This window comes from Streptomyces sp. NPDC059201, from assembly GCF_042754585.1.
Classification (GTDB): domain Bacteria; phylum Actinomycetota; class Actinomycetes; order Streptomycetales; family Streptomycetaceae; genus Streptomyces.
In genome coordinates this window covers 112,098-128,993 of sequence record NZ_JBHZBB010000008.1, presented here as the reverse complement: position 1 = coordinate 128,993, position 16,896 = coordinate 112,098, and the positions used below count along the sequence as shown (strand labels likewise).

21 protein-coding genes are annotated in these 16,896 nt (G+C 71.9%); 19 read left to right on the top strand and 2 right to left on the bottom strand.

The features are described from left to right. Window positions 1–121: 121 nt before the first annotated feature. Complete coding sequence (locus ACFXMG_RS25030) at window positions 122–847, bottom strand: methyltransferase type 11 (RefSeq protein ID WP_383822871.1); 726 nt, start codon at window positions 845–847, stop codon at window positions 122–124. 342 nt (window positions 848–1,189) lie between these two features. Here ACFXMG_RS25030 and ACFXMG_RS25025 point away from each other — a divergent pair, with 342 nt between their 5' ends. The 17 genes from ACFXMG_RS25025 (at window position 1,190) to ACFXMG_RS24945 (ending at window position 14,188) form a co-directional block, all read left to right on the top strand. Beyond that, window positions 1,190–1,783: a hypothetical protein gene (locus ACFXMG_RS25025; RefSeq protein WP_031013958.1), complete on the top strand. Its 594-nt coding sequence runs from the start codon at window positions 1,190–1,192 to the stop codon at window positions 1,781–1,783. A 154-nt stretch (window positions 1,784–1,937) separates the two neighbouring features. Then, window positions 1,938–2,369, top strand: coding sequence for a 30S ribosomal protein S16 (rpsP, locus tag ACFXMG_RS25020; RefSeq protein ID WP_383822874.1), 432 nt, complete (start codon window positions 1,938–1,940; stop codon window positions 2,367–2,369). 2 nt (window positions 2,370–2,371) lie between these two features. Then, window positions 2,372–2,611, top strand: coding sequence for an RNA-binding protein (locus ACFXMG_RS25015; protein WP_005311361.1), 240 nt, complete (start codon window positions 2,372–2,374; stop codon window positions 2,609–2,611). Window positions 2,612–2,689: 78 nt separating this feature from the next. Continuing rightward, on the top strand, window positions 2,690–3,283 hold the full coding sequence (gene rimM, locus ACFXMG_RS25010; RefSeq protein WP_383822876.1) for a ribosome maturation factor RimM: 594 nt from the start codon (window positions 2,690–2,692) through the stop codon (window positions 3,281–3,283). Beyond that, a complete protein-coding gene (gene trmD / locus ACFXMG_RS25005; protein ID WP_383822878.1) occupies window positions 3,280–4,101 on the top strand; it encodes a tRNA (guanosine(37)-N1)-methyltransferase TrmD in 822 nt (273 codons plus the stop codon). The genes rimM and trmD overlap by 4 nt, the downstream gene beginning before the upstream one ends. 127 nt (window positions 4,102–4,228) lie before the next feature. Next, window positions 4,229–4,579 carry a 50S ribosomal protein L19 gene (gene rplS, locus ACFXMG_RS25000; protein WP_030496989.1) on the top strand — a complete coding sequence of 117 codons (351 nt, stop codon included), beginning with the start codon at window positions 4,229–4,231 and terminating at the stop codon, window positions 4,577–4,579. Between the two features lie 69 nt (window positions 4,580–4,648). Then, window positions 4,649–5,446 (top strand): signal peptidase I, encoded by a 798-nt coding sequence (lepB, locus tag ACFXMG_RS24995; protein ID WP_383822881.1) that lies wholly within the window; start codon window positions 4,649–4,651, stop codon window positions 5,444–5,446. Further along, window positions 5,439–6,449, top strand: a complete 1,011-nt coding sequence (gene lepB, locus ACFXMG_RS24990; protein ID WP_383822884.1) for a signal peptidase I — start codon at window positions 5,439–5,441, stop codon at window positions 6,447–6,449. The genes lepB (ACFXMG_RS24995) and lepB (ACFXMG_RS24990) overlap by 8 nt, the downstream gene beginning before the upstream one ends. Next, a complete protein-coding gene (gene lepB, locus ACFXMG_RS24985; protein ID WP_383822938.1) occupies window positions 6,385–7,383 on the top strand; it encodes a signal peptidase I in 999 nt (332 codons plus the stop codon). Before lepB (ACFXMG_RS24990) ends, lepB (ACFXMG_RS24985) begins: the two co-directional genes overlap by 65 nt. Before the next feature lie 53 nt (window positions 7,384–7,436). Further along, window positions 7,437–8,192, top strand: coding sequence for a signal peptidase I (lepB, locus tag ACFXMG_RS24980; RefSeq protein WP_383822887.1), 756 nt, complete (start codon window positions 7,437–7,439; stop codon window positions 8,190–8,192). A gap of 179 nt (window positions 8,193–8,371) precedes the next feature. Continuing rightward, the gene (locus ACFXMG_RS24975; RefSeq protein WP_383822941.1) at window positions 8,372–8,902 is read left to right on the top strand and encodes an NUDIX hydrolase; all 531 of its coding nucleotides are present in this window, start codon (window positions 8,372–8,374) and stop codon (window positions 8,900–8,902) included. A gap of 29 nt (window positions 8,903–8,931) precedes the next feature. Continuing rightward, window positions 8,932–9,240, top strand: a complete 309-nt coding sequence (locus ACFXMG_RS24970) for a DUF2469 domain-containing protein (RefSeq protein WP_005311352.1) — start codon at window positions 8,932–8,934, stop codon at window positions 9,238–9,240. A gap of 114 nt (window positions 9,241–9,354) precedes the next feature. Beyond that, a complete protein-coding gene (locus ACFXMG_RS24965; RefSeq protein WP_383822889.1) occupies window positions 9,355–9,720 on the top strand; it encodes a YraN family protein in 366 nt (121 codons plus the stop codon). Window position 9,721: 1 nt separating this feature from the next. Continuing rightward, window positions 9,722–11,335 carry a YifB family Mg chelatase-like AAA ATPase gene (locus ACFXMG_RS24960; protein WP_383822891.1) on the top strand — a complete coding sequence of 538 codons (1,614 nt, stop codon included), beginning with the start codon at window positions 9,722–9,724 and terminating at the stop codon, window positions 11,333–11,335. Further along, complete coding sequence (gene dprA, locus ACFXMG_RS24955) at window positions 11,332–12,492, top strand: DNA-processing protein DprA (RefSeq protein WP_383822894.1); 1,161 nt, start codon at window positions 11,332–11,334, stop codon at window positions 12,490–12,492. Before ACFXMG_RS24960 ends, dprA begins: the two co-directional genes overlap by 4 nt. 239 nt (window positions 12,493–12,731) lie before the next feature. Further along, on the top strand, window positions 12,732–13,568 hold the full coding sequence (whiG, locus tag ACFXMG_RS24950; RefSeq protein ID WP_383822897.1) for an RNA polymerase sigma factor WhiG: 837 nt from the start codon (window positions 12,732–12,734) through the stop codon (window positions 13,566–13,568). Between the two features lie 71 nt (window positions 13,569–13,639). Next, a complete protein-coding gene (locus tag ACFXMG_RS24945; protein WP_383822944.1) occupies window positions 13,640–14,188 on the top strand; it encodes a TetR/AcrR family transcriptional regulator in 549 nt (182 codons plus the stop codon). A gap of 95 nt (window positions 14,189–14,283) precedes the next feature. Here the strand turns inward: ACFXMG_RS24945 and ACFXMG_RS24940 are convergent, their stop codons facing one another. Then, complete coding sequence (locus ACFXMG_RS24940; RefSeq protein WP_383822901.1) at window positions 14,284–14,733, bottom strand: M23 family metallopeptidase; 450 nt, start codon at window positions 14,731–14,733, stop codon at window positions 14,284–14,286. Between the two features lie 255 nt (window positions 14,734–14,988). On the opposite strand from ACFXMG_RS24940, the gene rpsB reads away from it, so the two are divergent. Together rpsB and tsf are read left to right on the top strand one after the other, a co-directional pair. Then, on the top strand, window positions 14,989–15,909 hold the full coding sequence (rpsB, locus tag ACFXMG_RS24935; RefSeq protein WP_383822905.1) for a 30S ribosomal protein S2: 921 nt from the start codon (window positions 14,989–14,991) through the stop codon (window positions 15,907–15,909). 111 nt (window positions 15,910–16,020) lie between these two features. Further along, a complete protein-coding gene (gene tsf, locus ACFXMG_RS24930) occupies window positions 16,021–16,857 on the top strand; it encodes a translation elongation factor Ts (protein WP_383822908.1) in 837 nt (278 codons plus the stop codon). The last annotated feature ends 39 nt before the right edge of the window (window positions 16,858–16,896 follow it).

The window sequence follows — 16,896 nt, the reverse complement described above, 5'->3', positions numbered from 1 at the left end:
GCACCGGCCCGAGCCCCGACCTGGAGGCGCCCGCCTGAGCCCTCGCCTGGCGGCGCCCGCCTGGGCCCCGCTCCCCGAGACCGCCCGCCCGAGCCCCACCCCCCCCTGACCCCCGCCCGGCCTACGGCACGCGGGCGACCACGTACCGGAAGACGCTTGGCATCCATACCGTGCTGTCGGGGCGGCGGTACGGGGTTACTGCCTCCTCGATCTCCTTTTCCACCTGGGAGGGGTCGGTGGCGCTTACCGCCGCGTCGAAGACGCCCGTGGACAGCAGGCCGCGTACCGCGCTCGCCTCGTCCGCGTAGCCGAAGGGGCAGGCGACGCGCCCCGCGCCGACCGGCCTCAGCCCGGCCCGGACGGCGAGGGCGCCCAGGTCGGTACGGGGGGAGGGGCGCCGGTCGGCCAGCCGGTCCGCGAGCCGCAGCAGCGGCTCCGTCGCGCACCCCTCCGCCGGCCCCCAGCCCGCCAGCACGACCGCAGTGCCCGGTTGGGCCGCCCGGGTGAGGTCGGCCGGCCCGAAGGAGGTGCGGTCCGCCGCGTGGAAGGCGGTGACCACGTCGTACGGGCCGTCCCCCGGCACGTCCGAGGTGACCGTCACGGCGCCGGGAAGCCGGGTCCTCGCCAGCTCCACGCGCGCGTGGTCCCCCTCCGCCCCGGAGGCCGAGGCACCCCGGGCCGCGGCCATCAGCAGGGCGAGGCCGGTGCCGCAGTCCAGGCCCAGCAGGCGCGTGCCGGGACCCACGCCGAGACGTTCGTAGACCGCCTCGTAGAGCGGGACGAGCATCCGTTCCTGGATCTCGGCCCAGTCACGCGCGGGGTGGTGCGGGACGAGCGTAGGTGTCATGGATCAGGCCCCAATCCGTGCCGGACGACAGCCCCCCGTAGTCAGGGAACTGCGCATCGCGTCCGGCGTCCAGTGCTCGCACCGGACGACTCGGGACGAGTTCGGGCCAGGACCGCGCGAGCCCCCGCCGGCGGGGGAGGGGGGCGGTACCCGAACTCGGGCACCCGCCCGGTAGTGTCCCGTCCCACACCGCTCCGGCGCGCGTGACCTGCCCGCGCGCCGGGGCGTATGCGCCGCTGTGCACCAGCTCCGGACGCCTGGGTACCGACTGACGGGTACGTGCAAAATATTTGAGTTGCCCCGGAATGGAACCCGGAAGCGATCCGGCTCGTTGTACCCGACGTGAGCACGACACCACCTGTCCTCGCCGCAGAGCTGGCGCAGGCGTGGGCCGACATTCAGCGGCACCACCCCGAGCTGCCGGACCTCGCCGCGCCCGAGTCCCTGATCGGAGAGTCCTCGTCCGCCTGCGGCGCCGAGCTCTCCTTCGAGCGACTGCTCCACGAGGCAGTCCACGGCATCGCCGCCGCCCGGGGTGTCCGCGACACCTCCCGCGCCGGCCGCTACCACAACCGCAGATTCCTCGCGATCGCCGAGGAGATGGGCCTCGACCATCCCGAGGAGCCGCACGCCAGCAGCGGCTTCTCCCTGGTCACGCTCAACCCCGAGGCGAAGCGGCGCTACCGGCCCACCATCGAGCGGCTCCAGCGCGCCCTCAAGGCCCACACCGTCGCCACGGCCGCCGACACCAAGCGCTCCTTCCGCGGACCTGCCGCCCGGCACGGCTCCTCCGGCGGCGGCGTCCGCGTCAAGGCCGTCTGCGACTGCGGGCGCAACGTGCGCGTGGTCCCCTCGGTGCTCGCGCAGGCCCCCATCGTGTGCGGCGGCTGCGGCAAACCCTTCCGGATCCCGGAGACGGTGGGCGCCGCCGGCTGACCTGGCGGCGTGTGGCACAATGGTCAGCTGTACTCGACAGTCGCACAGGACCCCTCTCTCCTCCGGCTGACGCGTCCATCGGGCACCCGAGTACCGCAACCCCACGTGGCATCTCAAGTGCCCAACCACGTCAAGACCAGGAGACACCACTCCAGTGGCAGTCAAGATCAAGCTCAAGCGCCTCGGCAAGATTCGCCAGCCGCACTACCGCATCGTCGTCGCCGACTCGCGCACCCGCCGTGACGGCCGCGCGATCGAGGAGATCGGCCTCTACCACCCGACGTACAACCCGTCGCGTATCGAGGTCGACTCCGAGCGCGCGCAGTACTGGCTCTCCGTCGGCGCCCAGCCGACCGAGCCCGTCCTCGCCATCCTCAAGCTCACCGGCGACTGGCAGAAGCACAAGGGCCTCCCCGCCCCGGAGAAGGCCCTGCTCTCCCCGGTGACGAAGGAAGAGAAGCGCGCTTCCTTCGACGAGTTCGCCAAGGCCCTCGAGGGCTCTGAGGACAAGGGCGAGGCCATCACCCCGAAGGCCAAGAAGGCGAAGGCGGACGAGGCCGAGGCCGAGTCCACCACCGAGGCCTGATCATGCTCGAGGAGGCTCTCGAGCACCTCGTGAAGGGCATCGTCGACAACCCCGACGACGTGCAGGTCGCCTCGCGCAACCTGCGCCGCGGCCGCGTACTCGAGGTCCGGGTCCACCCCGACGACCTCGGCAAGGTGATCGGCCGCAACGGCCGCACCGCGCGCGCGCTGCGTACCGTCGTGGGCGCCATCGGCGGCCGTGGCATCCGCGTCGACCTCGTCGACGTGGACCAGGTCCGCTGAAAGTTTGACACCGGCACGGGCCGGGGAGGGCAGACCGCCCACCCCGGCCCGTTGCCGTACGACAGGAAGAGTTCACCAGTGCAGTTGGTAGTCGCGCGGATCGGCCGCGCCCACGGGATCAAGGGCGACGTCACCGTGGAGGTGCGCACCGACGAGCCCGAACTGCGGCTCGGCCCCGGCGCCGTCCTGCTCACCGACCCGGCCTCCGCCGGTCCGCTGACCATCGAGTCCGGCAAGGTGCACAGCGGCCGGCTGCTGCTGCGCTTCGAGGGCGTCCGCGACCGCAACGCCGCCGAAGCCCTCCGCAACACCCTCCTCATCGCCGAGATCGACCCCGAGGAACTCCCCGAGGAGGAGGACGAGTACTACGACCACCAGCTCGTCGACCTCGACGTGGTCCTCGCCGACGGCACCGAGATCGGCGTGATCACCGAGATCTCCCACCTGCCCTCGCAGGACCTCTTCATCGTGGAGCGCCCCGACGGCACCGAGCTGATGATCCCGTTCGTGGAGCAGATCGTCACCGAGATCGACCTGGAGAACCAGCGGGCCGTCATCGACCCGCCGCCCGGCCTCATCGACGACCGCGCCGAGATCGCCTCCGCCCGCGACGCCGAAGAGGCCGAGGAGACGGACGCGAAGCGCGACACCGAAGAGGACGACCAGGCATGAGGCTCGACGTCGTCACGATCTTCCCCGAGTACCTCGAACCGCTGAACGTCTCCCTCGTCGGCAAGGCACGCGCGCGTGGCCGGCTCGACGTCCACGTCCACGACCTGCGGCAGTGGACGTACGACCGGCACAACACCGTCGACGACACCCCCTACGGCGGCGGCCCCGGCATGGTCATGAAGACCGAGCCCTGGGGCGAGGCCCTCGACCAGACCCTCGCCGACGGCTACGAGGCGGGCGCCCACAGCCCCGTCATCGTCGTCCCCACCCCCAGCGGCCGCCCCTTCACCCAGGAACTCGCCGTCGAGCTCTCCGAGCGGCCCTGGCTGATCTTCACCCCCGCCCGCTACGAGGGCATCGACCGGCGCGTCATGGACGAGTACGCGACCCGCATGCCGGTCATCGAGGTCTCCATCGGCGACTACGTGCTCGCCGGCGGCGAAGCCGCCGTCCTGGTGATCACCGAGGCCGTCGCCCGCCTCCTCCCCGGCGTCCTCGGCAACGCCGAGTCCCACCGCGACGACTCCTTCGCCCCCGGCGCCATGGCCAACCTCCTCGAAGGCCCCGTCTACACCAAGCCCCCCGAGTGGCGCGGCCACGCGATCCCCGACGTGCTGGTCAGCGGCCACCACGGCAAGATCGCCCGCTGGCGCCGCGACGAGGCGTTCCGCCGCACCGCCGCCAACCGGCCCGACCTCATCGAGCGCTGCGACCCCGCCGCCTTCGACAAGAAGGACCGCGAGACCCTCTCGATCCTGGGCTGGGCCCCCGAGCCCGGCGGCCGATTTTGGCGCAGGGTCGAGGGCGTGGAAGAATAGGCGACTGCCGTACGTCCGGCGCGCGCCCCTGCCACAGGGGGAGCCGCCCGCCATCGACCGCACGGCGCTCTCATCGTTCGTACCTCACCGTTGATGACCTGTGGCATCAGCGAGGAAAGAGACCTCCATGGCCTCCCTGCTCGACCAGGTGAACGCGGCTTCCCTCCGCTCCGACCTGCCCGCCTTCCGTCCCGGCGACACCGTGAACGTCCACGTGCGCGTCATCGAGGGCAACCGCTCCCGTATCCAGCAGTTCAAGGGCGTCGTCATCCGCCGCCAGGGCTCCGGCGTCTCCGAGACCTTCACCGTCCGCAAGGTCTCGTTCTCCGTCGGCGTCGAGCGCACCTTCCCGGTGAACAGCCCGATCTTCGAGAAGATCGAGCTCGTCACCCGCGGTGACGTCCGTCGCGCGAAGCTCTACTACCTCCGTGAGCTGCGCGGCAAGGCCGCGAAGATCAAGGAGAAGCGCGACAACTGAGCTCCGGCTCACCGCTCGCGCGAAGCTTCACGCTCCACGTACAGGCGGGCCGGATAGGCTCACCCCCCGATGGACACCGAAGCACAGCACACGGAGCGCGACCCCTCCTCCCCGGCGGATCCCCAACCGGATCCCGCCACGGACGACGGGTCGCGCTCCGTGCGCGTTTCCGGCCCCTCCTGGCGCAGGACGGGCCTCATCGGCGGGGCCAGCGTGGTCTTCCTGCTGCTCGTCAGCCACTTCGTCGCGCAGCCGTTCCTGATCCCCAGCCGTTCCATGGAGCCCACCCTCCAGGTCGGGGACCGGATCCTCGTCAACAAACTGGCGTACCGTTTCAGCAACGAGCCGCGCCGCGGTGACGTCGTCGTCTTCGACGGCACCGGATCGTTCGTCCAGGAGGAGCCGGCGGGCAATCCCGTCACCGGCCTGCTGCACGACGCGGCCGCCGCCCTCGGGCTCGCGGCCCCCGACGAGACCGACTTCGTGAAGCGGGTCGTCGGCGTCGGCGGCGACCGGGTCGTCTGCTGCGACGCCAAGGGCCGGATCACCGTCAACGGAACCCGCGTCGAGGAGCCGTACCTCACCCTCGGCGACAAGCCCTCCGACGTGCCCTTCGACATCGTCGTACCCCCCGGCACCCTCTGGGTCATGGGCGACCATCGCAGCCAGTCCAGCGACTCCCGCGACCACCTCGGCAGCCCCGGCGGCGGCATGGTCCCCGTCGACAAGGTCGTCGGCCGCGCCGACTGGATCGTCTGGCCCTTCGCCCGCTGGACCACCGTGACCGAGACCGACGCGTACGACTCCGTACCGGCGCCGCCCGCCTCCGGACACCAGGTCGGGCCGCGGGGGAGCGGACATGGGTAGCCGCGGCCGCCGGGCGGGCGCTGAGCCGGGGGGCGGGACGCAGGCACCGCCCGGCAGGGCCGAACGCCGCAGGCTGGCCCGGAAGGTCAAGCGGCGCCGGCAGCGCTCGGCGATCCGCGAGATCCCCATCCTCGTCGGCGTCGCCGTCCTGATCGCCCTCGTCCTCAAGACCTTCCTGGTCCAGGCGTTCGTCATCCCCTCCGGTTCGATGGAGCAGACGATCAAGATCCACGACCGGGTGGTCGTCGACAAGCTCACCCCGTGGTTCGGCTCCAAGCCCCAGCGCGGGGACGTCGTGGTCTTCAAGGACCCCGGCAACTGGCTCCACCAGCAGCCCGCCCCCGCAGCCGAGGACCCCATCGGCATCAAGCAGATCAAGCAGGCGCTGACCTTCATCGGCCTGATGCCCTCCGCCGACGAGCGGGACCTCATCAAGCGAGTGATCGCGGTCGGCGGCGACACCGTCCGCTGCTGCGGCGAGGACGGGCGGATCACCGTCAACGGCGTGCCGCTGGACGAGCCGTACCTCAACCCCGGCGACAAGCCCTCCACGATCCCCTTCGACGTGAAGGTCCCCGAGGGCCGGATCTTCGTCCTCGGCGACCACCGCTCCGACTCCGCCGACTCCCGCTACCACCTGGACGAGCCCGGCCGGGGCACCGTCGCCGAGGAGCAGGTCGTGGGCCGCGCGGTGGCCATCGCCTGGCCGCTCGGCCACTGGCGCGGTCTGGAGGAGCGGGAGACCTTCGCCGCCGTACCGGACGGGCGTACGACCTCCGAGACCGCGCTCGGTATGTCGCATAGTGTGTCCTCGCGGAACGTGAACGGAATGCCCTGGCCGCCGACCCCTGCGGAACTCCTGCTCGTTATGGGAGTGGCGGGCCTGTCCCTGTTCCGGGGCGGGCAGTTGCACGGAGTGAGGAGTGGATGTGGGGGAAGTGGCCGTCGGCGCACGTTCCGGACACGACGGGCCCGAGGACAGGGCCGACGGGGCCAGAGGTGAGAACGTGACGGAAGACAACACCAGCGGCGACGGGACGGCATCGTCCGGCGACGAGCCGGGACGGACCGACGGGACCGGTGGGACCGGCGGGACGGGTGACGCCGGCGGGACGGGCGAGGCGGGTGAGGCCGGCGACTCCGGCGCGCGCCCGAGCAAGCAGCGGTCCTTCTGGAAGGAACTGCCCCTCCTCATCGGCATCGCGCTGATCCTCGCCCTGCTCATCAAGACCTTCCTGGTGCAGGCGTTCTCGATTCCTTCGGAATCGATGATGAACACCCTCAAGAAGGGCGACCGCGTCCTCGTCGACAAGCTGACCCCCTGGTTCGGCTCCGAGCCCGAGCGCGGCGAGGTCGTCGTCTTCCACGACCCGGGCGGCTGGCTGGAGACCGCGGAGACCCCCAAGCCCAACGCGGTCCAGAAGTTCCTCAGCTTCATCGGCCTCATGCCGTCCGCCGAGGAGAAGGACCTCATCAAGCGGGTCATCGCCGTCGGCGGCGACACCATCTCCTGCAAGGAGGGCGGCAAGGTCGTCCTCAACGGCAAGGAGCTCGACGAGACCGCCTACCTCTACCCCGGCTCCGTCCCCTGCCAGGACTCCTTCGGCCCGATCAAGGTCCCCCAGGACCGCATCTGGGTCATGGGCGACAACCGGCAGAACTCGCTCGACTCCCGCTTCCACCAGGAGCTCCCCGGCGGCGGCACGATCGCCAACGACCAGGTCGTCGGCCGCGCCGTCGTCGTCGCCTGGCCCGTCACCCGCTGGGCCACCCTGCCGGTCCCGGACGTCTTCGACCAGCCCGGCCTGAACCCGGCAGCGGCGGCAGCGGCGGCCGCCCCCGCCGCGGCCCTGCCCGCGGCCGCAGGCTTCGCCGGAGCGCTCCCGCTGGTGCTCTGGCGCCGCAAGAAGCGGGCCGCACGGCATACCGCCGAGTAGCTTCCCGCGGGTAGGGTGCCGTCCCAGATCGTCGACAGACCTCTGGGGTACGCATGAGCGGAACGACCAAGAACCGTGACGGCCGCGGCCGGCTCGGCAGCACGCTGTCGGGGCTGGCCGTGGCCGTCGGCTGTCTGCTCTTCCTCGGCGGCTTCGCCGGGGGAGCCCTGCTCTACCAGCCGTACACCGTGCCCACCGGCTCCATGGCCCCCACCCTCGACATCGGCTCCAAGGTCCTTGCCGAGCGCGTCGACGGCGACGAGGTGCGGCGCGGCGACGTCGTCGTCTTCAAGGACCCGCTGTGGGGCAACTCGCCCATGGTCAAGCGGGTCGTCGCCGTCGGCGGCGACACCGTCGCCTGCTGCGGCGACGACGGCCGCCTCACCGTCAACGGCACCCCCGTCGAGGAACCGTATCTGCGGCCCGGACCGGGCGGCACCACCCGCGCCTCCGGCGAGGACTTCACCGCCACCGTCCCCGAGGACAGCCTCTTCCTCCTCGGCGACGACCGCAGCGCCTCCCTCGACTCCCGCACCCACCTGGAGGACGCCGCCCAGGGCTCGGTGCCCCGCTCCACCGTCGTCGCCCGCGTCGACTCCGTCATCTGGCCCCTCACCGGCGGCACCGTGGAACGACCGGCCGCCTTCGCCGCCCTGCCCGGCGGCGTCTCCACCCCCGGCCCCGTCACCCTCCTCCTCACCGCCATCGCCGCCGGCACCGTCCTCATCCTCGGCGGCGCCGCCTACGGCCCGCTCGCCCAACGCCTGGGAGGGCGGAAGAAGCCCGCGGGGGAGAAGGTGAAGGCATGACGGACGGTACGAGCTCCGCTCCCGCCGGCGCGGACAGCGATACGGGCTCGGTTCCCGCAGGTGCGGGGTGCGGTACGGGCTCGGCCACTGGGGGCGCGGGCACGGATTCCGGGGGCGCGGGTGCGGGCTCGGGCGCGGGCGCGGGCGCGGGCGCGGGCTCGGCCGCTTCGGGCGCGGGCGTGGCGGCGGCGGCCGTCGAGGTCCGGCAGGTCGCCCGGGTCATCCTGCTCGACCCCGACGACCGCCTCCTCCTCATGCACGGCCACGAACCCGACGACCCCACCGACACCTGGTGGTTCACCCCCGGCGGCGGACTGGAGGGCGACGAGACCCGCGCCCAGGCCGCACTCCGCGAACTCGCCGAGGAGACCGGCCTCACCGACGTCGAACTCGGCCCCGTCCTCTGGCAGCGCCACTGCTCCTTCCCCTTCGCCGGCCGCCAATGGCACCAGGACGAGTGGTACTACCTCGCCCGCACCCGCCACACCGGCCCCGTACCCGGCCCCCAAGCCCTCACCGAACTGGAGACCCGCAGCCTCTCCGGCCTGAGATGGTGGACCTCCGCCGAACTGTCGGCGGCCCATGAGACCGTGTACCCCATCAGGCTCGCCGAGCTGCTCCGCACGCTGCTCGACGAGGGACCCCCGAGCACGCCCGTCGTCCTCGCCCCCGAAATCGTTCAGGGGGCACCCGCGACTGGCGCACAATAGGGGGACGCACGGCTGAAGGGGAACATGCCATGAGCGCCGAGGACCTCGAGAAGTACGAGACCGAGATGGAGCTGAAGCTCTACCGGGAGTACCGCGACGTCGTCGGGCTGTTCAAATACGTGATCGAGACCGAGCGGCGCTTCTACCTCACCAACGACTACGAGATGCAGGTGCACTCGGTCCAGGGCGAGGTCTTCTTCGAGGTCAGCATGGCCGACGCCTGGGTCTGGGACATGTACCGGCCGGCCAGGTTCGTCAAGCAGGTCCGCGTCCTCACCTTCAAGGACGTCAACATCGAGGAGCTCAACAAGAGCGACCTCGAACTGCCCGGCAGCTGACCCCGCTCCTCTCACCCGTGTGAGTGAGGCGGATCCCCGCGACCGCCCACTCGTCCACAGCCCCGCACACGCCCGACACCACCTCCGTCACAGTCAGTGACGGAGGTGGTGCTCATGAACGCGACCCGAGCACTCGGACGGTACGGAGAAGAGCTGGCAGCCCGCCGGCTCACCCTCACCGGCCTGCACATCCTCGCCCGCAACTGGCGCTGCGGCCGCGAAGGAGAGATCGACATCGTCGCCCTGCACGGCGACACCCTCGTCATCTGCGAGGTCAAGACCCGACGCATCGGCCGCTTCCAACACCCCATGGCCGCCGTCACACCTGACAAAGCCGCACGGCTCCGACACCTCGCCCACTGCTGGCTCGACCGAACCGGCACCCCACCACCCGCCGGCGGCGTCCGCATCGACCTCATCGGCATCGTCCTGCCCCGACGCGGCGCCCCCGTCGTCACCCACGCCCAGGGGGTGGCCTGAGATGGCCTTCGCCCGCACCTGCTCCGTCGCCCTCGTCGGCGTCGAAGGCGTCGTCGTCGAAGTCCAGGCCGACCTCGAACCCGGCGTCGCCGCCTTCACCCTTGTCGGCCTCCCCGACAAGAGCCTCAGCGAGAGCCGCGACCGCGTCCGCGCCTCCGTCGTCAACTCCGGCGCCGAATGGCCCCAGAAGAAACTCACCGTCGGACTCAGCCCCGCGTCCGTCCCCAAGAGCGGCAGCGGCTTCGACCTCGCCGTAGCCGCCGCCGTCCTCGGCGCGGCCGAACGCATCGACCCCCGCTCCATCGCCGACCTCGTCCTCATCGGCGAACTCGGCCTCGACGGACGCGTCCGACCCGTCCGCGGCATCCTCCCCGCCGTCCTCGCCGCCGCCGACGCCGGCTACCACCAGGTCGTCGTCCCCGAACAGACCGCAGGCGAGGCATCCCTCGTCCCCGGCGTCTCCGTCCTCGGCATCCGCACCCTCCGCCAGCTCATCGCCGTCCTCGCCGGCGAACCCGTCCCCGACGAAGACCCCACCGAACACGGCCGACCCGACGCCATGCTCGCCGGACTCCTCGTCCCCGGCGCCGGCATCGGCACCGGACTCGCCCCCGACCCCGGCGAAGGCCCCGACCTCGCCGACGTCGCCGGCCAGCACACCGCCCGCCGCGCCCTCGAGGTCGCCGCCGCCGGCGGCCACCACCTGCTCCTCACCGGACCACCCGGCGCCGGCAAGACCATGCTCGCCGAACGACTCCCCGGCATCCTCCCGCCCCTCACCCGACAGGAATCCCTCGAAGTCACCGCCGTCCACTCCGTCGCCGGCATCCTCCCGCCCGGCGAACCCCTCGTCCGCCGCGCCCCCTACTGCGCACCCCACCACTCCGCCACCATGCAGTCCCTCGTCGGCGGCGGAAACGGCATCCCCCGACCCGGCGCCGTCTCCCTCGCCCACCGAGGCGTCCTTTTCCTGGACGAAGCGCCCGAATTCTCCACCAAATCCCTCGACGCCCTCCGCCAGCCCCTCGAATCCGGGCACGTCGTCATCGCCCGCACCGCCGGCGTCGTCCGGCTCCCCGCCCGCTTCCTCCTCGCCCTCGCCGCCAACCCCTGCCCCTGTGGCCGCCACACCCTCCACGGCGCCGGCTGCGAATGCCCGCCCTCCGCCGTCCGCCGCTACCAGGCCCGCCTCTCCGGCCCCCTCCTCGACCGCGTCGACCTCCGCGTCGAAGCCGAACCCGTCACCCGCGCCGACCTCCTCGGCGGCGGAGGCCGAGGCGAACCCACCACCACCGTCGCCGACCGCGTCCGCGAAGCCCGCGCCCGCACCACCGCCCGCCTCACCGGCACCCCCTGGACCCTCAACAGCGAGATCCCGGGCCACGAACTCCGCACCCGCTACCTCGCCGCCCCCGGAGCCCTCGCCCACGCCGAACGCGACATCGAACGAGGACTCCTCACCGCCCGCGGCCTCGACCGCGTCCTCCGCGTCGCCTGGACCATCGCCGACCTCGCCGGACACGACCGCCCCGGCCACGACGACATCGCCCACGCCCTCGAACTCCGCACCGGCATCACCCGAGGTGTCCCCCTCCCCACCGGAGACCGCCCATGACCCCCCACCCGCCCGACGCCGAACGACTCGCCCGCGCCGCCCTCACCCGCATCGTCGAACCCGGCGACGAACAAGCCGGCCACGCCCTGCGCACCCACGGAGCCACCGGACTCCTCACCCACCTCCGCGACCCCCGCCACCCCCCACTCCCCGGCACCGGCGCCCGCCGCCTCGCCGGCTGGCGCCACCGCGCCCGCACCACCACCCCCGAAGCCGACCTCGACCACATCACCCGACTCGGCGGCCGCTTCCTCATCCCCGGCGACCCCGACTGGCCCACCCAACTCGACGACCTCGGCGACGCCCGCCCCCTCGGCCTCTGGACCCGAGGCCCCGCCTCCCTCCGCACCTGGGCCCTGCGCTCCGTCGCCCTCGTCGGCGCCCGCGCCTGCACCCCGTACGGCGCCCACACCGCCGCCGACCTCGCCACCGGACTCAGCCGCCACGGCTGGATCGTCGTCTCCGGCGCCGCCTACGGCATCGACGGCGCCGCCCACCGCGGCGCCCTCGCCGCCGGCGGAGCCACCGCCGCCGTCCTCGCCAGCGGCGTCGACACCCCCTACCCCCGCGGCCACACCGAACTCCTCGACCGCATCGCCCACCAGGGCCTCCTCATCGGCGAACTCCCACCCGGCAGCCACCCCACCCCCAGCCGCTTCATCCTCCGCAACCGCGTCATCGCCGCCCTCACCCGCGGCACCGTCGTCGTCGAAGCCCAGCACCGCAGCGGCTCCCTCGTCACCGCCCGCGCCGCCACCCGCCTCGGCCGCCACACCATGGGCGTCCCCGGCCCCGTCACCAGCGCCCTCTCCGCCGGAGTCCACGAACTCCTCCGCGGCGGCGCCACCCTCGTCACCGACGCCGACGAGATCGTCGAACTCGTCGGCGCCATCGGCGACCTCGCCCCCGCCCGACGCGGCCCCGTCCTGCCCCGCGACCTCCTCGCCTCCGCCACCGCCCAGGTCCTCGAAGCCCTCCCCGCCCACCCACCCGCCCCCACCACCGAGATCGCCCGCCGCGCCGGAACCACCCCCGACGACGCACTCGCCCGGCTGTACGAACTCCACGCCCTCGGTCACGCCGAGCGGGACGGCGACGGATGGAGGTTGACGAACACCGGCAAGCCGGGATCGAACGCGCGGCGAGGCGGTCCTTGACCTGGCGCATTCGGGTGAAAAGGTGAAGCCGATGAACAACCGAGTTCTCTCGGCCGCACCCGCGGGGCCGACGCGCGACACCGCCCCCGTTCGAAGACCCGGCCGACCACGCACACCCGGACCGGCGCCATCCGCCCCCGTTCGCTCACCGCGACACCGCACTCACGCTACGCTCACCAGGATTCCCCACAGGACGACCGAACCGACACACCCGACAGCAGAACGGCTCAAGGCAACGCATGCCCCAGCACACCTCCGGGTCTGACCGCGCTGCGGTGCCCCCAGCAGCCCGGGGCACCGTGCGGCCGGCCGCGCCGACCTCGCTCGACGAGCTGTGGCGCTCGTACAAGTCCACCGGCGACGAGCGGCTGCGGGAGCAGCTGATCCTGCACTACTCGCCCCTCGTCAAGTACGTCGCCGGACGCGTCAGCGTCGGCCTGCCGTCCAACGTCGAACAGGCGGACTTCGTCTCCTCCGGGGTCTTCGGCCTCATCGACGCCATCGAGAAGTTCGACGTCGAGCGCGCCATCAAGTTCGAGACCTACGCCATCACCCGCATCCGCGGCGCGATGATCGACGAACTGCGCGCCCTCGACTGGATCCCCCGCTCCGTGCGCCAGAAGGCCCGCAACGTCGAGCGCGCCTACGCCACCCTCGAAGCCCAGCTCCGCCGCACCCCCAGCGAGAGCGAGGTCGCCGCCGAACTCGGCATCCAGCTGGTAGAACTGCACGCCGTCTTCAGCCAGTTGTCCCTGGCCAACGTCGTCGCCCTCGAAGAGCTGCTGCACGTCGGCGGAGAGGGCGGCGACCGCCTCTCCCTCATGGACACCCTGGAGGACACGGCCGCCGACAACCCCGTCGAGGTCGCCGAGGACCGCGAACTCCGCCGACTCCTCGCCCGCGCCATCAACACCCTCCCCGAGCGCGAGAAGACCGTCGTCACGCTCTACTACTACGAGGGCCTCACCCTCGCCGAGATCGGCAACGTCCTCGGGGTCACCGAGAGCCGCGTCAGCCAGATCCACACCAAATCCGTCCTTCAGCTCCGCGCCAAGCTCGCCGATGTAGGGCGCTGACCCCGCCCCACCGGTCGTACAGTGGAGCCGTGCCCAGGATTCGAGCGGCCTCCGTGGCCGAGCACCGGACCATGCAGCGCGGCGCCCTGCTGGACGCCGCGCGTTCCCTGCTGTCCGAGGGCGGGACGGAGGCGCTGACCTTCCCCGCACTCGCCGAGCGCACCGGCCTCGCCCGCTCCTCGGTCTACGAGTACTTCCGCTCCCGCGCCGCCGTCGTCGAGGAACTCTGCGCGGTCGACTTCCCCGTCTGGGCCGCCGAGGTCGAGACCGCCATGGCCGGCGCCGACACCCCCGAGGACAAGGTCGCCGCCTACGTCCGCAAGCAGCTCGACCTCGTCGGCGACCGCCGCCACCGCGCCGTCGTCGCCATCTCCGCAGGCGAGCTCGACGACGGCGCCCGCGAGAAGATCCGCGCCGCCCACGGCGGCCTCGTCGCCATGGTCGTCGAAGCCCTCGCCGCCCTCGGCGTACCCGAACCCCGCCTCGGCGCCATGCTCCTCCAGGGCGTCGTCGACGCCGCCGTCCGCCGCATCGAACTCGGCGCCGCCGAACACCCCGACCGCATCGCCGAAGCCGCCGTCACGATGGCCCTCCACGGCGTCACCGGCCCCACCACCTGAACCAGGGGCCCCCTCCCCCCCCCGCCCCCACCCCCTCCCTCCCCGCCCCTCGCCCCACCCCAGCCCAGCCCAGCCCCTTCCCCCTCCCCTCCCGCTCACCTCACCAGCGGCAGCAGCCGTGACGGTCCCCTCCTCAGCAGCAGCAGCGGGTCGAGGTAGTGGTCGCCTCGGAGGAGGCCCCAGTGGAGGCAGGTGCGGGGGCAGTGGGTGTTGGGGGTGACGCGGGCTAGGGGGTCTCCTGGGCGGATGTGGTCGCCTGTGCGGGCGAGGGGGGTGACGGGGGTGAAGGTGGTGCGGAGTGGGGGTGTGCCGGTGTTCGGGAGGGTGAGGGTCACGGTGCCGCGGCCGGCTACCTGGCCGGCGAAGGTGACGGTGCCGGCGGTGGGGGCGTGGACGGTGGTGCCTTCGGGGGTGGCGAGGTCGATGCCGCGGTGGCCGGGGGCGTAGGGGCCTGCCGGGGGGTGCCAGGGGCGGAGGATGTCGGGGGCGGGTGGTCCTACGGGCCACCAGAGGGTGAGGGCGAGGACGAGTGTCGTCGTGTTCATGGGATGAGCGTGCCCGGTGGGTACCGTCGGTGACGGGGGTGGCGGGTTTCTGTGGATAAGGGGCGGGCTGTGGACAGTGCCGTCACCCGGCGCTCCCGGGGTCCCGTACACTTCCTATGGCGACCCGGGTCACCGGGTCGACTTCGCACGCCCCGCCACTCGGCTCCTGGAGCACGGTGGCAGCGCCTTTCGGTCCTTCGTGGCACGGCGCGCCGGGGCGTCAGGAACACAACCGAGAAACCCAAGGAGATGGCCATGGCCGTCGTCACGATGCGGGAGCTGCTGGAGAGCGGCGTCCACTTCGGTCACCAGACCCGTCGCTGGAACCCGAAGATGAAGCGCTTCATCTTCACCGAGCGCAACGGCATCTACATCATCGACCTGCTCCAGTCGCTGTCGTACATCGACCGCGCCTTCGAGTTCGTCAAGGAGACCGTCGCGCACGGTGGCTCCGTGATGTTCGTCGGTACGAAGAAGCAGGCCCAGGAGGCCATCGCCGAGCAGGCGACGCGTGTCGGCATGCCCTACGTGAACCAGCGCTGGCTGGGCGGCATGCTCACCAACTTCTCGACCGTCTACAAGCGTCTGCAGCGCCTCAAGGAGCTTGAGCAGATCGACTTCGAGGACGTCGCGGCGTCGGGTCTCACCAAGAAGGAGCTCCTGGTCCTCTCGCGCGAGAAGGCCAAGCTGGAGAAGACCCTCGGTGGTATCCGCGAGATGCAGAAGGTGCCGAGCGCCGTCTGGATCGTCGACACCAAGAAGGAGCACATCGCCGTCGGCGAGGCTCGCAAGCTCAACATCCCGGTCGTCGCGATCCTCGACACCAACTGCGACCCCGACGAGGTCGACTACAAGATCCCGGGCAACGACGACGCGATCCGCTCCGTCACCCTGCTCACCCGCGTGATCGCCGACGCCGTCGCCGAGGGCCTCATCGCCCGTTCCGGTGCCGCGACCGGTGACTCGAAGCCGGGCGAGAAGGCCGCCGGCGAGCCGCTCGCCGAGTGGGAGCGCGACCTGCTCGAGGGCGAGAAGAAGGACGAGGCCGCCGAGGTCCAGTCCTCCGCCGAGACCGAGAAGGCCGCCGAGGCCGAGGCCGAGGTCGAGACCCCGGCCGAGGCCGCTGCCGAGGCTGTCGCCGAGGCCGAGGCCGAGGCTCCGGCCGAGCAGGCCTGACCCTTCCGCACTCCGGAACACCACGGAGGTGACGGCGGGGGCCCATGAAGCCCCCGCCGTCCCGCCGTAGATCTTCGTAGATCTTTCTGACTTCGAGAGAGAAACAGACTCATGGCGAACTACACCGCCGCTGACGTCAAGAAGCTCCGTGAGCTCACCGGCGCCGGCATGATGGACTGCAAGAAGGCCCTCGAAGAGGCCGACGGCGACGTCGACAAGGCCGTCGAGGCCCTGCGCATCAAGGGCCAGAAGGGTGTCGCCAAGCGCGAGGGCCGCTCCGCCGAGAACGGCGCCGTGGTCTCCCTCATCGCCGGCGACAACACCTCCGGCGTCCTCGTCGAGCTGAAGTGCGAGACGGACTTCGTCGCCAAGGGTGACAAGTTCCTCGCCGTCGCCAACGCGCTCGCCGCACACGTCGCCGCCACCAAGCCGGCCGACATCGCGGCGCTGCTCGCCTCCGAGATCGAGGCCGGCAAGACCGTGCAGGCGTTCGTGGACGAGGCCAATGCCAACCTCGGCGAGAAGATCGTCCTGGACCGCTTCGCGGCCTACGCGGACGGCTACGTCTCCGCGTACATGCACCGCACCATGCCGGACCTCCCGCCGCAGATCGGTGTCCTCGTCGAGCTCGACAAGGAGAACGCCGAGGTCGCCAAGGGTGTCGCGCAGCACATCGCCGCCTTCGCGCCGAAGTACCTCACCCGTGAGGACGTCCCGGCCGAGGTCGTCGAGTCCGAGCGTCGCATCGCCGAGGAGACCACCCGCGCCGAGGGCAAGCCCGAGGCCGCGATCGCCAAGATCGTCGAGGGTCGCGTCAACGGCTTCTTCAAGGACGCCACGCTGCTCGGTCAGCCGTACGCCCTGGACAACAAGAAGTCGGTCCAGCAGGTCCTCAACGAGGCCGGTGTCACCCTGAAGCGCTTCACCCGCATCAAGGTCGGCATCTGAGTCCGTCCGCACACGCGACGGACACCGGACCCGGGTAGG

Coding starts and splice junctions, on each gene's coding strand:
- tsf (WP_383822908.1), top strand. CDS start 16,021: ATGGCGAACTACACCGCCGCTGACGTCAAGAAGCTCCGTGAGCTCACC.
- dprA (WP_383822894.1), top strand. CDS start 11,332: ATGACCCCCCACCCGCCCGACGCCGAACGACTCGCCCGCGCCGCCCTC.
- ACFXMG_RS24965 (WP_383822889.1), top strand. CDS start 9,355: ATGAACGCGACCCGAGCACTCGGACGGTACGGAGAAGAGCTGGCAGCC.
- lepB (WP_383822887.1), top strand. CDS start 7,437: ATGAGCGGAACGACCAAGAACCGTGACGGCCGCGGCCGGCTCGGCAGC.
- ACFXMG_RS25015 (WP_005311361.1), top strand. CDS start 2,372: ATGCTCGAGGAGGCTCTCGAGCACCTCGTGAAGGGCATCGTCGACAAC.
- rplS (WP_030496989.1), top strand. CDS start 4,229: ATGGCCTCCCTGCTCGACCAGGTGAACGCGGCTTCCCTCCGCTCCGAC.
- whiG (WP_383822897.1), top strand. CDS start 12,732: ATGCCCCAGCACACCTCCGGGTCTGACCGCGCTGCGGTGCCCCCAGCA.
- lepB (WP_383822881.1), top strand. CDS start 4,649: ATGGACACCGAAGCACAGCACACGGAGCGCGACCCCTCCTCCCCGGCG.
- ACFXMG_RS24940 (WP_383822901.1), bottom strand. CDS start 14,733: ATGAACACGACGACACTCGTCCTCGCCCTCACCCTCTGGTGGCCCGTA.
- trmD (WP_383822878.1), top strand. CDS start 3,280: ATGAGGCTCGACGTCGTCACGATCTTCCCCGAGTACCTCGAACCGCTG.
- ACFXMG_RS24960 (WP_383822891.1), top strand. CDS start 9,722: ATGGCCTTCGCCCGCACCTGCTCCGTCGCCCTCGTCGGCGTCGAAGGC.
- ACFXMG_RS25030 (WP_383822871.1), bottom strand. CDS start 847: ATGACACCTACGCTCGTCCCGCACCACCCCGCGCGTGACTGGGCCGAG.
- ACFXMG_RS24945 (WP_383822944.1), top strand. CDS start 13,640: ATGCAGCGCGGCGCCCTGCTGGACGCCGCGCGTTCCCTGCTGTCCGAG.
- rpsB (WP_383822905.1), top strand. CDS start 14,989: ATGGCCGTCGTCACGATGCGGGAGCTGCTGGAGAGCGGCGTCCACTTC.
- lepB (WP_383822884.1), top strand. CDS start 5,439: ATGGGTAGCCGCGGCCGCCGGGCGGGCGCTGAGCCGGGGGGCGGGACG.
- ACFXMG_RS24970 (WP_005311352.1), top strand. CDS start 8,932: ATGAGCGCCGAGGACCTCGAGAAGTACGAGACCGAGATGGAGCTGAAG.